16 protein-coding genes are annotated in these 13,374 nt (G+C 54.2%); 6 read left to right on the forward strand and 10 right to left on the reverse strand.

The window, feature by feature from the left end; all coding sequences use genetic code 11:
• Positions 1-111: 111 nt before the first annotated feature.
• From MYS68_RS26970 to MYS68_RS26985, 4 genes are all read left to right on the forward strand, one after another.
• The gene (locus tag MYS68_RS26970) at positions 112-1,068 is read left to right on the forward strand and encodes an ABC transporter permease (RefSeq protein WP_248928794.1); all 957 of its coding nucleotides are present in this window, start codon (positions 112-114) and stop codon (positions 1,066-1,068) included.
• 34 nt (positions 1,069-1,102) lie between these two features.
• Entirely contained in the window at positions 1,103-1,972 is an 870-nt protein-coding gene (locus MYS68_RS26975) for a carbohydrate ABC transporter permease (RefSeq protein WP_248928795.1), read from the forward strand.
• A gap of 78 nt (positions 1,973-2,050) precedes the next feature.
• Positions 2,051-3,616, forward strand: coding sequence for a type 2 periplasmic-binding domain-containing protein (locus tag MYS68_RS26980; RefSeq protein ID WP_248931025.1), 1,566 nt, complete (start codon positions 2,051-2,053; stop codon positions 3,614-3,616).
• 153 nt (positions 3,617-3,769) lie between these two features.
• Positions 3,770-4,609 (forward strand): AraC family transcriptional regulator, encoded by an 840-nt coding sequence (locus MYS68_RS26985; RefSeq protein WP_248928796.1) that lies wholly within the window; start codon positions 3,770-3,772, stop codon positions 4,607-4,609.
• A gap of 16 nt (positions 4,610-4,625) precedes the next feature.
• Here MYS68_RS26985 and MYS68_RS26990 read toward each other — a convergent pair whose 3' ends face one another.
• Positions 4,626-4,835, reverse strand: coding sequence for a hypothetical protein (locus tag MYS68_RS26990; RefSeq protein ID WP_248928797.1), 210 nt, complete (start codon positions 4,833-4,835; stop codon positions 4,626-4,628).
• 162 nt (positions 4,836-4,997) lie between these two features.
• Here MYS68_RS26990 and MYS68_RS26995 point away from each other — a divergent pair, with 162 nt between their 5' ends.
• Positions 4,998-5,411, forward strand: a complete 414-nt coding sequence (locus MYS68_RS26995) for a thiol-disulfide oxidoreductase DCC family protein (protein WP_248928798.1) — start codon at positions 4,998-5,000, stop codon at positions 5,409-5,411.
• A 15-nt stretch (positions 5,412-5,426) separates the two neighbouring features.
• On the opposite strand, the gene MYS68_RS27000 is transcribed toward MYS68_RS26995, so the two are convergent.
• From MYS68_RS27000 to MYS68_RS27035, 8 genes are all read right to left on the reverse strand, one after another.
• Entirely contained in the window at positions 5,427-5,741 is a 315-nt protein-coding gene (locus tag MYS68_RS27000; protein WP_248928799.1) for a hypothetical protein, read from the reverse strand.
• Between the two features lies 1 nt (position 5,742).
• Positions 5,743-6,195, reverse strand: a complete 453-nt coding sequence (locus tag MYS68_RS27005; protein WP_248928800.1) for a MarR family transcriptional regulator — start codon at positions 6,193-6,195, stop codon at positions 5,743-5,745.
• Positions 6,196-6,361: 166 nt separating this feature from the next.
• On the reverse strand, positions 6,362-7,687 hold the full coding sequence (gene ltrA / locus MYS68_RS27010; protein ID WP_248924450.1) for a group II intron reverse transcriptase/maturase: 1,326 nt from the start codon (positions 7,685-7,687) through the stop codon (positions 6,362-6,364).
• A 699-nt stretch (positions 7,688-8,386) separates the two neighbouring features.
• Positions 8,387-8,869 (reverse strand): C40 family peptidase, encoded by a 483-nt coding sequence (locus MYS68_RS27015; protein WP_248931026.1) that lies wholly within the window; start codon positions 8,867-8,869, stop codon positions 8,387-8,389.
• 240 nt (positions 8,870-9,109) lie between these two features.
• Complete coding sequence (locus tag MYS68_RS27020; RefSeq protein ID WP_275983524.1) at positions 9,110-11,338, reverse strand: heavy metal translocating P-type ATPase; 2,229 nt, start codon at positions 11,336-11,338, stop codon at positions 9,110-9,112.
• Between the two features lie 89 nt (positions 11,339-11,427).
• Positions 11,428-11,628, reverse strand: coding sequence for a copper chaperone CopZ (gene copZ / locus MYS68_RS27025; protein ID WP_248928801.1), 201 nt, complete (start codon positions 11,626-11,628; stop codon positions 11,428-11,430).
• 19 nt (positions 11,629-11,647) lie between these two features.
• The gene (locus MYS68_RS27030; RefSeq protein ID WP_248931028.1) at positions 11,648-11,974 is read right to left on the reverse strand and encodes a metal-sensitive transcriptional regulator; all 327 of its coding nucleotides are present in this window, start codon (positions 11,972-11,974) and stop codon (positions 11,648-11,650) included.
• Between the two features lie 210 nt (positions 11,975-12,184).
• Positions 12,185-12,727, reverse strand: coding sequence for an MOSC domain-containing protein (locus tag MYS68_RS27035; protein ID WP_248928802.1), 543 nt, complete (start codon positions 12,725-12,727; stop codon positions 12,185-12,187).
• Positions 12,728-12,877: 150 nt separating this feature from the next.
• Between MYS68_RS27035 and MYS68_RS27040 the strand changes: the two genes are divergently transcribed.
• Positions 12,878-13,075: a CDGSH iron-sulfur domain-containing protein gene (locus MYS68_RS27040; protein WP_248928803.1), complete on the forward strand. Its 198-nt coding sequence runs from the start codon at positions 12,878-12,880 to the stop codon at positions 13,073-13,075.
• Between the two features lie 79 nt (positions 13,076-13,154).
• Here MYS68_RS27040 and yhfH read toward each other — a convergent pair whose 3' ends face one another.
• The gene (gene yhfH / locus MYS68_RS27045) at positions 13,155-13,328 is read right to left on the reverse strand and encodes a protein YhfH (RefSeq protein WP_248931029.1); all 174 of its coding nucleotides are present in this window, start codon (positions 13,326-13,328) and stop codon (positions 13,155-13,157) included.
• Between the last annotated feature and the right edge of the window lie 46 nt (positions 13,329-13,374).

Consider the following 13,374-nt stretch of genomic DNA (forward strand, 5'->3'; position numbering starts at 1 on the left):
CATTTGGGACATTATGGTGCGCTGCCGCCAATGATACAGTAATATATGCGCAAACTGACCGCAAAAAGGCGAAATACCGCCAAGCATCTGCAAATAAAGGAGACGTGATTTATGGCAAGCAAATGGGAAGCGGCGGAACATGTTCCGTTTCAGTTCGCGACCGCCCGGCAGAAGCGCGCTTTTATCCGCAAGCATGCGCTGCTTTACATCATTTCGATACCCGGCGTGCTGTTTTTTCTTGTGTTCAAGTATATTCCGCTTGCCGGATCGGTGATCGCTTTTCAGAACTACAATATTTTTCGCGGGATTTCCGGATCGCCGTGGGTCGGGCTGGAGCATTTTCAGAGGATGTTCGCCTACACCGAATTTATCGGCATTCTGAAAAATACGCTGCTGATCGGACTGTACGATCTCCTCTTTGCCTTTCCGGTACCGATCCTGCTCGCGCTGCTGCTCAATGAACTGCGTGTCGCCATATTCAAGCGAATCATCCAAACCGTCATTTACATGCCCCATTTCTTGTCGTGGGTTATCGTCGGCGGCATTATCGTAGGTTTGCTGTCCCCGACCTCGGGCTTCGTGAATCACATGCTGAAGATGTTCGGCATCGAACCGATTTATTTCCTCGGCGAAAAAAGCTACATCCGCAGCATTCTCGTGGGCGCCGGCGTTTGGCGCGACAGCGGCTGGGGGACGATCATTTACTTGGCCGCGATTGCAGGGATTAACCCGGATCTGTACGAGGCCGCGCAAATCGACGGAGCCAGCCGGCTGCGGCAGACGTTTTCGATCACCGTGCCGCTCATTTTGCCGACGATCACGATTTTGTTCCTGCTCCATATCGGCAATTTCCTCGACTTCGGCTTCGAGCGGGTGTACGTGTTCCTGAACCCGCTGAACAGCGAAAACGGCGAAATTATCGACACCTACGTCTACCGGGCCGGACTCGTCGACCGTCAATACAGCTATACGACGGCGGTCGGTTTGTTCAAATCGCTCGTCGGTCTCGCGTTAATCATGATCGGCAACGCCTTAAGCCGGAGAACGACAGGAGAAAGCCTTTACTGAACTTACATCAAGCCGAGATGGGAGGCGCTACGCCATGATTTTCACCAAAGCCGAGCGGACGGGCCATGCGCTGATCGCGGCCGCCATGTGCGCGATCGGGCTCAGCATGGTGCTGCCGATCGTGCATGTCATTGCCCAATCGTTCAGCAGCAGCGTCGCTATCAACACGGGACAAGTTACCTTCTGGCCGGTCGGCTGGACGACGGGAAATTACGGATTCATCCTGAGGGACCCTTCGATTTGGCTCGCCTTTCGCAACAGCCTCATCGTGACCGTACCGGGCACCTTGATCAACCTGGCCGCGACCGCTTCACTCGCCTATCCGCTGTCCCGCCGGGAATACCTCGGGCGCAAGCTGATCCTGCTGCTCATCCTGATCACCCTGATCTTCCACGCGCCGCTTATTCCGAACTACCTGCTGATCAAGGAGCTCGGGCTGCTTAACACGCTGTGGGCGCTTATGCTTCCGTCGGCGATCAGCGCGTTCAACCTGTTCGTGATGCGCTCTTTTTTTATGAATTTGCCCGCCGAGCTGATGGACTCGGGCAAAATGGACGGCTGCGGCGAGCTTAGGCTGCTCTGGCACATCGTGCTGCCGCTCTCCCGCCCCGCGATGGCGACGATGGGCATCATCTACGCGGTAGCGAACTGGAACACGTACTCAGCGGCCGTCTACTACATCAACAAGCGGACGCTCGTGCCTTTGCAGGTGCGGCTTCGCGAAATCGTCTTCGCCGATATGTTCGGCTCCTCCGACCCGAATGGCGACCTGCTCACCCAGCTGTCTCCGGAGGGAGTCAAAATGGCCGTCATCGTGGTGGCGACCGTGCCGATCATGCTGGTGTATCCGTTTCTGCAAAAGCATTTCATCCAAGGCATGCTGGTAGGCTCCATAAAATCTTAAGGAGCCTCCGTTCATCCGCAAAATTTGCTTCGCGTCATTTCCTAATAAAATGCAAAGGGGTTCGATGAAAAGATGACCATGAAGAAAAAGACAATGTGGCTGGTAGCCGCCGCGCTCACCGCAGGTTCAGCGCTGACGGGCTGCTCCGGCTCCGGCCAACCCGCCTCCCCTTCCGCCGGTACGAATACGCCGGCCCAAAAGACGAAATTTTCCATCTCGTATCCGACCACCGTCAGCACCGGCTACCACACCCGCATCCCCGATCTGAGCAAAGATAAATGGGTGCTGAAGCTTGGCGAACTGACCAATACGGAACTGGACGTCCGCGTCACCGAGGATGCGAAGATGAACCTGATGTTCGCGGGAGGCGACATCCCCGATGTGGTCGGCGTTATCGGCACCGCCACGACCAAATCGCTGTCCGGCTCCGTTGAGAGCGGTGTCTTCATGCCGCTCGACGACCTTCTCAAGCAATACGCCCCGAACCTGATGAAGCAGGTGCCGAAAGCGGCCTGGGATGCGGTGTCTTACAAGGGCAAAATTTACGGCATCCCGGAATATTTGAGCAACCCTTCCCGCCGGGCTACTTTTATTCGAACCGACCAACTCGAAAAAACCGGCCTTCCGGCGCCGAAGACAGTCGACGAATTTCTGAACGTGCTGCGGGCGATGAAGAAAAACGGCGTCGAGAACCCGTACCAGATGAGGGAAAACTTCAAATATGCCGACGTCATCTTCGGCGCCTTCGACGTGCTCCCTTACAAGGACCAGTTCGAGGTGCAAAACGGCCAGGTCGTGCCGAAATTTTTTGACGTGGAAAATACGCAAAAGGCCTTGCAGGTCTACAAAACGATGTACGACGAAGGGCTCATCCCGAAAGATTTCGCAACGATCAGCTCGACCGATTACACGAAAAACATCAACGGCGGCAAAGCCGGCATCTGGTCGGCCAATGCAACGGGGCTTCCGGGCTACCGCACGGGCAATACACAGGTGACTCCGTCCGCCAAAGTGGACATCATTCCGTCCCCGAAAGGGCCGGACGGCAAAGCCGGTTATTTCTACTATACGCCGGTCGTCCGCTCGTTCTACATCAATGCGAAAACGAAGCCGGAAACGGCCGCGGGCATACTGAAGTTTTTCGATTGGATGACGACCGAGCAGGCGGAGAAGTTTTTCTCACTCGGCATCGAAGGCGAAACATATACGATGGAGAACGGCAAAATCAATTACAAGTTTCCGAAAACGCAGGAGGACAACGAGGAGGAAGGCTTCCGCAGCGGTACGCTTTGGGCGACGCACGACGCCACCTACAACAAGCTGAGGCTGCAGCTCGACGACACCGGCAGAGATACGCTGAAGGCGTTCGATACCGTGCTCGCCAAGGAAGGGTTGTCCGGCATCGGCTTCTACCCCGACCTCAGCTCGTTCGTCAAGTTTCCCGATCTCGCCGCCCAGCAGGACGTCGGACCGAAGCTGATCATCGATCACATGATCAAAATGGTGTACGGCAAGGAGCCGATCTCCGACTGGCCCAAGGTGATTGAAGAATACAAATCCAAAGGCGGCAATGAGATCATCAAAGAGGCGACGGACCGTTACAACAAAAAAGACGGCGTCATCGAACTGACCGTCGGCAAATAACGCGAAGCATACAGCCCGGGCGGAGTCCATCCGTCCGGGCTGTTTTTCAAAAAAAAAGGTATGTCGACCTGAAGAAATTGCAATGCCGGCGCAAACAAAAGCGCTTACAATGAAGCCATGTTGCGAAAACGAATTCAAACGGGGTGGGAGAACATGACGGATACTTCCGAACGTATCATCGACAGTTATATCTCCGACTTGCAGGTGCAAATTCTTAATGCGGGGTACACGAAATGCAAACGCAGCTGGGGCTGCAAAAACATAACCCCGAAGTACAACAAATTGTATTATATTTGCGGCGGGGAAGGGTGGATTCGAATCGGGGATACAACGTATGAACCGAAGCCCGGACAGCTTTTTTTCATCCCCGCCGGAACGCAGCATTCCTTCTCGGCGGTTAGCGACAATACGTTCACCAAATATTGGTGCCACTTTACGTCCAATGTCGTATTTGAGCCGCTCTTTAAGTATTACCGGTTGCCCTATTTCATTGGCGCAGCCGGCGAAAACGAGGTCGAACGGGCGTTTGCGAAGCTGACCGGCGGTTTATGCGAAGACGCGCCTTCAGTGACGCTGCGGGTGAAGGCGGCGATTTTCGAAATCGTTTCCTATTACATCAACCGAAGCGTCTCCCCCGAAATGAAAAAAGCCGCGCCGCCCTCGATCCGCAAGCTGAACGCGCTCATTCAATACATCGACAGCCGCCTCAACGAAGATATCAAAATCGAAGATTTGGCCGAGGTTATCCATTATCACCATAACTATGTCATCAAATATTTCAAGTCGCTGCTCGGCATGACTCCGATGCAGTTCATTTACAACCGCAGGCTGGAAAAAGCGAAAAACCTGCTTACGCATACCGACATTGCGCTCAGCGAGGTTGCCGTCACGACCGGCTTCAGCGATCTGTGCCATTTCTCCAAATCGTTCAAAAAGCATCTCGGCGTCACGCCGAAGCAGTTCCGGGACCGCCGCGCGAAGCAGCCTTCCTGAGCTTGGCCAAAGCCGCTCAGCCGCTTTGTCCGGTGACTTCCTTGATGCGCTTCAGCGAAATGCCGGTTTGGTTGCAAACCTCAATAACGCTCGCCCGCGGATGAGTCAGCAGAAACTGCTTGATTTTCCGCGAATCCTCCAAATAGAGCTGCATGCAATCGCGGCAGCGCTTCTCGTATCCGGTCAGCAGCAGCTTGCCGCAGCAAGCACAATTCGTTAAGTTCATCGATTCCACCCGCCCGCATCTACATAATATTATTAAATCAATTCGGCAGACGGGTTTCTTTTCCGGGGGTCATGTCCGGACCGATTGAAAAAGCCGATCTCTTGTGGCAAACTATCGGTACCGCCAAGAAGCGGCAGCTGTGGTCACCAGGAGGGAAAACTTATGGATGAACTGCATAAGGAGCCGAGCATCGTGCTTTACGACGGCGTATGCGGTCTATGCAACGGCGTCGTCCGCTTCGTGATCCGCCGCGATACGCGAAAACGGTTCCGCTTCGCGGCCCTGCAATCGGACAGCGGCCGGTCGCTGCTGCGCCGGTTCGGCCTGCCTGCCGAAGCGCTGCACAGCTTCGTGCTGATCGAGGACGGCCGTGCCTACACCAAATCGACGGCCGCGCTTCGCCTGGTCCTGCGCCTTCCCGGCCTATGGCCGCTGCTGTACGCCGGCGCCCTGGTGCCGCGTCCGCTGCGGGACGCGGCGTACGACGCGGTAGCGCGAAACCGCTACCGCTGGTTCGGCAAACACGAGGCATGCCTGATGCCGCGCCCCGAGTGGAAGGACCGGTTTATCGAGTAGTCCGGCAGCCTAAGGTTACCAGCCGAACTGCACCAGCGTGTAAATAATGAATCCCAGCGACAGTACAGCGGAAACGGCAGTGACGGCGATTATCGGCGCCTTCCGGCAGCGGTGGCGGACCAGGCGGTAAACAGACCAGACGACCATCGCCAGCGTCATGACCATCATAAACCGGCGCACCCAAAGCAGTGCCGACATGTCCCCCATGCCGTGTGCGCCGCCGCCAAGCAGCATCAGCAGCCCCATGTGCAGCCAATGATGGGATGAGGCGAGAAACGCCAGAACAAGGGAAGCGGCGGAAGCTGTCGTTTGAGTTTTTCCATTAATCACGTTATGTATTCCCACCCTTCTTCCTGGCGATACAGTCTGCGAACAGGCGGAAGCCGCCCAAAATCGTTATCCGCTCCTCCGCGGACATCCCCTCCAGCAGCGATTCGTAATAATGCGCGGACTGCTCCTTGACGCGCAAGATAGAACGCCGGCCTTTCTCCGTCAACGAAAGATAAACTTCCCTGCGGTTGCTTTCATTGATTTTCCGGGAGACGAAATCTTCGCGCACCAGCGCGTCAACGAGCCGGCTGACCGTGCTTCGTTCCAGAAACAGCGCCTGCGCCAGCTCGCTTAACGTCAGTCTTCGCTGCTCAAGCTCCTGCATAGCCAACACCTGCGATACGGAAAGCGCATAACCGCAAGGTGTGACCGACGGCTCCAAGAGCCCGAACAAACGGATAAATCGCTGCACCTCGGCGCGCAGTTCATAAATATCTGGCATCGAATCAGACATGGGAAAATCCTCCTCTTCTCCAACGATTGTATCACACAACAGTTTCGTTATACAACAATTAAACACGAAAGTATTTGCGGGGCCAAAATCGAGTAGGCCCATGAATGAATTCATGGGCCTCTCACAGAACCGGACGTGCGGGTCATCGCATCCGGCTCCTCCGCGCTTATCCCCGCTGGGGATGATGTTCATTATAGATGTCTACGAGAAAAACGAGACCTCTTTCTCTGAACCAATCGTTTGGCATTGCAACACTGGCTGGCTTGGATAGCGAGCTTCTCCATGCGAACATACGCATCTTGGGAAGCTCTCCCCTCCACTTATTCTTTCTTAGTGCCCTGTAGAAGTTCTTCGGCTTTTTCCAGCTCCGCAACTGTACCATCCGGAGCCTTCTCCTTATCCATGCATCGTACTCTCTCATCAGACTTCCTACGTTGCCCCAGCCAAAATAGCTACCCCATCCACGTAAATATGGATTCAACTTCTTTCGGATCAGCTGTTCCACATTCACCGTTTGGTTCCGCCGCGTAATTGCTTTCACGCGTTCTTTAAATTTCTGTTTGGCTTTCGAGGATGGAGTAACCCAAAATCCCGGTTTAAACTCATGACCTAGGAACATAAAGGACTGTTCCAAGTTGTTCACGATCTTGGTTTTCTCCGGGTGTACTTTGAGCCCAAGCTCTTGTTCCAGTAGACGAATAACACCTTGGAGTACCCTCTCTGCCCCCTTTTGGGATTTGCAGCAGATCACAAAATCATCGGCGTACCGTGTTATACGGTGCTTCCGTTCAGTCATGAGCTTATCCAGCGGGTTTAGGTAGATATTCGCCAAAAGCGGACTAATAACCCCACCCTGTGGACTTCCTTGCTCGTTCAGGTGAAAACTTCCGTTCTCCATGACTCCGGACTTTAAGAAGCTTTCTATGAGCTTTAGGACACTACCATCCACCACTTCTTCCTTGACGGCCTTAAGCAACTTGTCATGTGGAATGAGATCGAAATACGATTTCAGGTCGGCGTCGATCACATAAACGTATCCATCCATGAGATCTTTCCGAATGTTCTCCAGCGCCATGTGTGCACTGCGTCCCGGGCGAAACCCAAAACTACACTCCATAAATGTCGCCTCGTAAATCGGTTCGAGGATTCGGCGGGTCGCCGCCTGTACTACGCGATCGCGAATTGCGGGTATCCCGAGCGGCCTTTGACCCCCATTTTCCTTGGAAATGTACATGCGCCTGACCGGCATCGGCTTGTATGCCTTCGCCCGCAGCTCCTGCTGAAGCGTTCTTAAGTTACGCTCCAGTTCACTCTCGAATACCTTTATGGTCACTCCGTCTACTCCCGCTGCTCCCCGGTTGCGCTTGACCTCCCGGAATGCCTCCTCAAGGTTCGGCATCGCCCATATCTTGTCGATGAGGCTGTGCCATCTGCGTTTTCTCGGGACTTCTACTCCCTCACGAAAGCCTACCTCTCCTTTTCCTTCCTTCATGTCTCGTGTTCCTTCCCTTTCAGTTTCCGGACGTATAGCTAATCTTTCAGCCTTTCCGGTTCCCCTTCGGTACTCCGCCCCAGACGGCCTACCCTTTTGTTCAGCCCCGGCTCTTCGCTCTTCTTGGCTCCCCGGCTTCTGTCTGGCACATGACGGCTTCCTAGGTGGTTATGCTTTTCTTCCACGGTTCCGGGCTTCGCACCAAGTCTTTGCCTTTTGGGTCTAAGCTTGCACCGACAACGTTGGTGTCGGTTCACTTGCCATTGCGGCTTTTCCGGCAAGCTTTCTCACTACTATCCCTTCGTATGACTGCTCACCATCCATCATTCTGTCTTAGCCCTATAAGCCTTGAAAAGAGTTTACCGCTATGCGGAAGACGATAAGCCCTCCTTGGGTCACGTCATCGTCTTTCCCCCGAATCCAGTCCTCCTAACTTTCGAAGCCTATGGTGGTATAGGACGTCCCCTTCTCTTGCAGGGTTATCCGGCTTCGCCAGCCAACATGGTTCATGCCGCCTGTTCCGGGTTTTGCCTTCTGATCCTCCGCACCCTCCCTTACGGCCAGAGCACTACCAGTCGGCTATGCGCTTCCGCCACCCCGCGGTGCGCTCGGGACTTTCACCCGTTAGTACGATGCGCTGCCAAGCGCACAAGAAACCCGCAGCTGCCGCCGCGGGTTCCTTGCTGCTCATATTTATAATTAAAGCACGCGTCTTGCCGTAATGTAGTGGTTGGACCACCAGCCCGATTTCATGTTGGAAATCGTCACGCCTTGCGGATTGCCGAAGGTATGAAGAATTTTTCCGTTGCCGATATATACGCCGACATGACCGACTTTGCCACCGGAGCTGCGGGTCGAGAAAAACACCAGGTCTCCTTTTTGCAGTTGGCTGCGCGGCACGTAACGTCCGACTTTCGATTGCTGCTTGGAAGTGCGGGGCAGCGAGATGCCATGTTTTTTGAAAATATACTGTGTAAACGAGGAGCAGTCGAACACCCGGGTGCTTCCAGCCGGAGCACCGAATTTATAAGGGGTGTGCATATAGTTGTCCCCCGTATCGATAATACGTTCGGCAAGCGTCGCTGCGTGTGCGGAAGTCGGAAGCGCTACAGCTCCTCCCGCAAACAGCAGAGACAAACTCAAAGTAGCCGTCATCAGTTTTTTCGCCATGCTGCGTTTCATCATCATTTGGTTACCTCCTGAGGTTGCATTCTAGTTGTGTTCTTGCCTGTCCCTAGTATAGCACCTCAAAAAATTGGAGATATTACCAGACGAGCCGCAAACGCACGGGCCCCAACGGTTCACCTGCTTTTATGAGAATTCCATTAAAATTCCCACGTCCCCATTTTATTGCTAAAATTTCAGAGGCTTGGTATAATAGCGCATTTTAATCCAAATCTTAAACTGCTTGCGAAAAATAACTTATAACTTTATACGCTGCAATCTGAGCGCATTAAGCACAACCGAAACCGAGCTGAGCGCCATCGCCGCACCGGCGAGCCAAGGGGCGAGGAAACCTGCGGCGGCGATCGGAATGCCGATCACGTTGTAAGCGAGCGCCCAGAAAAGATTTTGCTTGATATTGAGCATCGTCTTTTTGCTCATAAAAATCGCATCGGGAATGCTGTTCAAATCGCCGCGCATCAGCGTCACGTCCGCCGCTTCCATCGCCACGTCCGTTCCGGTGCCTATCGCCATCCCGATATCGGCCGTGGCGAGCGCAGGCGCGTCGTTGATTCCGTCGCCGACCATCGCCACCTTCAGGCCGCTGTCCTGAAGTTTTTTCACTTCCGCCGCTTTTCCCTCGGGCAGCACTTCCGCGAGTACGCGGTCAATACCGGCTTCCTTCGTAATCGCACGCGCCGTCCGCTCGTTATCGCCGGTGATCATGATCACCTGCAGCCCGAGCTCTTTCAGGCGCGCGACCGCCTGCCGGGACGTATCTTTGATGGTATCGGCCACAGCCAGCATCGCGGCGTATTTCCCGTCCACGGCGACGAGCATAGCGGTTTTCCCCTGCTCTTCAAGCCGATTCATTTCGGGCAAAATCGGTTCAATATCGACGCTGTAGCGGCCCATCAGCTTCCGTGTGCCGATCAACAGCTCGCGGCCGTTTACGCCAGCCTTGATGCCGTATCCCGGAATCGCCTCGAAAGCTTCCGATGCCGGCAGCGCGATGCCGCGGGACTGAATGCCGACGACGATCGCTTCGGCCAGCGGATGCTCGGAGTTCCGTTCGGCCGCGCCGATCAAGGCCAGCAGTTCCGCTTCCTTCCATTCGTCTGCGACGAACACGTCGGTGAGTTCCGGCTTGCCCTTGGTCACCGTACCGGTTTTATCCAACACGACGGCATTCACCCGGTGAGCCGTCTCCAAATGCTCCCCGCCCTTGAACAGGATGCCAAGCTCCGCCGCACGCCCCGAGCCGGCCATGATCGAGGTCGGTGTCGCCAGCCCCAATGCACACGGGCAGGCGATGACAAGCACCGCAATCGCCTTCTCCAGCGCCCCCGAGAAATCGCCCGGGTTTACGGCGAAATACCAAATGCAGAATGTAACTAACGCGATGCCGACGACAATCGGAACAAAAATACCGGATATTACGTCCGCGACCCGCTGAATCGGCGCCTTGGAGCCCTGAGCTTCCTCGACCACCTTAATGATCTGCGACAATGCGGTTTCTTTGCCGATTTTCGTCGCCTGCACTTTAAGCACGCCGTTTTTGTTCAGCGTAGCCCCGATCACCGAATCCCCTCTTTTTTTCTCAACCGGTATGCTCTCGCCCGTCAGCATCGATTCATCGACGGCCGAGACGCCTTCGAGCACGATGCCGTCAACCGGCACCTTCTCGCCCGGCTTTACCAGAACAACGTCGCCGACAATCACTTCGTCCACCGGAACGCTGAGCTCCTGTCCTCCTCTGAGAACAAGCGCGGTTTTCGCTTGCAGCCCCATCAACGTCTTGATCGCTTCCGAGGAGCGCCCTTTCGCGAGCGCTTCGAACAGTTTGCCGAGCAGAATCAGGGTGATGAGCACCGAGCTCGTTTCGTAGTACATATCGACTTGGTAACCGTGCCCGTGTTCTCCGAGAGACTGCAGCGTCAGGTACAGGCTGTAAAAATACGCGGCCGAAGTGCCGAGCGCGACGAGAACGTCCATATTGGCGCTGCCGTTACGAAGCGCTTTATACGCTCCGACGTAAAACTGCCAGCCGACGATTAATTGTACCGGTGTAGCGAGCGCAAGCTGGAACCACGGATTCATAAACAGGTCCGGCACCCAGATCCATGAGGTGAAGGAAAAATGGCCGACCATCGCCCAAAGCAAGGGCAGCGAAAGGATTGCAGATACGAGCAGCTTGCGCTTTTGCCGGCGGATTTCCTGCCGGCGGTGTTCGCCGGCATCCTTCGTCTCCTGCTTCGGCTTCGCCTTATAGCCAAGCTGCTCCACCTTTTTTACCAAATCGGGAACGGACACCTGAGCGGCGGAAAATTCCACATGCGCCGTCTCCAAAGCGAAGTTGACCGCGGCACGTTGTACGCCGGGAAGCTTGCCGAGCCCTTTTTCGATTCGCGCAGCGCAGGCGGCGCAGGTCATGCCGGTAATTTGTAAAGATGTTTGTTGCTGCGGTGCGGATTGCATCGTACTCATCTTCATCACCTTCGTTCGTTTTTATATACCCCCATGGGGTATAATTCAGATCAAAAGAAAGGGCCACCATGCGATGGCCGCGGGTAACATCAAACGACGTCGTAGCCTTGATCTTCTATCGCTTCTTTAATAGCTCCGAGAGACAGCTTCGATTCGTCAAATTGGACCGAAACGGTGCCGCTTTGCAGATCTACCTTGGCGGTTGCGCCAATCTCCTTGACGGCGCCTTCGATCGAATTGACGCAATGATTGCAGGACATTCCTTGAACATTCAACGTAACGTTTTGCATAGTGAATCCCTCCGTAGTATTATTTCATTAATTTATTGACGGTAATCAGCAATTCATCAATGACTTCGTGATCTCCGGACTGGATGCGTTCTATAACGCAGCTTTTCATGTGTCCCTCCAGCAGCAGCCGCCCTACGCTGTTCAGCGCCGATTGAATCGCGGCGATCTGGTTCAGCACATCGTCGCAGTAAGTGTCTTTTTCTATCAAACCTTTGACCCCGCGAATTTGTCCTTCGATCCGGTTCAAACGGCTGATCAGGTTGCTTTTCATCTTGTCGGAATGATGGCTTTTTCTTTCGCTGTGGGTTTCACAGCATTCCGCAGCTTGATCGGTTACATGGATCATTGTTATCACCTCACGACCTCATCATACGATACCCCCCAATGGTATGTCAACAACCAAAAAAATTTTCGATTTCACTAAAAAAGACTACCCGGATCCGGAGGCATTATCTTCCTTTCGAAAATAAATATACCCCACCGGGGTATATTCTGTCAACGGCTATTTTAAAATAATACATCTGTTTCGGAAAAGTTCCGCTATTTTAACGAATCGTTACCGGCAAATGATTCGGATCCCGTCGCCGATCCGAATTATGCCCTCTCTTTCGACGGAGCATACGATGCCGCGCAGCTTTTTGGCTGCCGAAACGAATGAAGCGCCGGGAGTCTGCGGGCCAAACAGCCCCTCGATGACACGGCCAGGTCCGAGGCACGGCAAATTTTCCCCTTCGCAGATCAGTCCGGTGCCATCCGGGAACAAGAGCCGGGAGCCTTGAGGAAGCAAGGTCAGCTCCGGAAATCCTTCAACAAGCAAATTTGCGCCGAGCCATTCCGGCCGCACTTCGCCAAGTCCCATATTCCCCGCTATCCGCTCGCATTCCTCCACGGAAACGATGCTGATTTGCCGCCGGTTCGCAATAAGTTCCCCCCGGGGGTATATGTTTTGCCGCGAATCCGCCGGACGGAGCAGCCCGAAATGCCGATCGCCGGGAATTCCCCCCAGTTCCACCCGGATGCTGTCGACGCGGCGGGTGACGAAGGTGGCGGGATCGTCCGCCAGCAGCGCCGATTTAACGATTGCGTGGTATTCTTTCACGAAGTCTTCCCTCCTTTTAAACTTACTATATATCAAAGATGTTGCGTGAGCAACAAAAAAAATAATTGACTAAACAACATTGCCAAGTTAGTATAGTTGTGTGAGCAATTATTTCTCATACAATCAAAAGGTAAAAGGAGATGTTTTTCCATGTCCCAAATCAAAATTACCAAGTTCGATGAAGGCCCTTATGTCATAGAAGGGGAGATTACGCTCGTCGACGGCAAAGGCAACGCGTTCCGCACCGGCAGCCAAACCGCACTTTGCCGCTGCGGCCATTCGGGAACCCAGCCGTTCTGCGACGGCACGCATAAATCATGCGGCTTTAGAGAAGCTTCGGAAGCATGATGCCCGCAGAGCAAAAAACCAGGGATAGCCTGTCAGGCCGATCCCTGGTTTTTTTTGCTTCGTATGATTTCTATAAGCATCACTGCGGTTTAGTATCCGGCACTGCATTTTGCATCGGAGACAGCGGATAAAACGTCATTCCTCGGCATTTGTCGCATACGCAGCTGTAGCAATCGGCCATTTCCTCCAGCACCTCGCCGCACTGGGTACAACTTCGGACGGGCAACGTTTTGTAAAACTCCGTGGTGCTCATCAACACGCTAAACCATCTCCTCTTCATGAAAATGCAAAGCGCCTTC

The organism is Paenibacillus hamazuiensis (assembly GCF_023276405.1).
Classification (GTDB): domain Bacteria; phylum Bacillota; class Bacilli; order Paenibacillales; family NBRC-103111; genus Paenibacillus_AF; species Paenibacillus_AF hamazuiensis.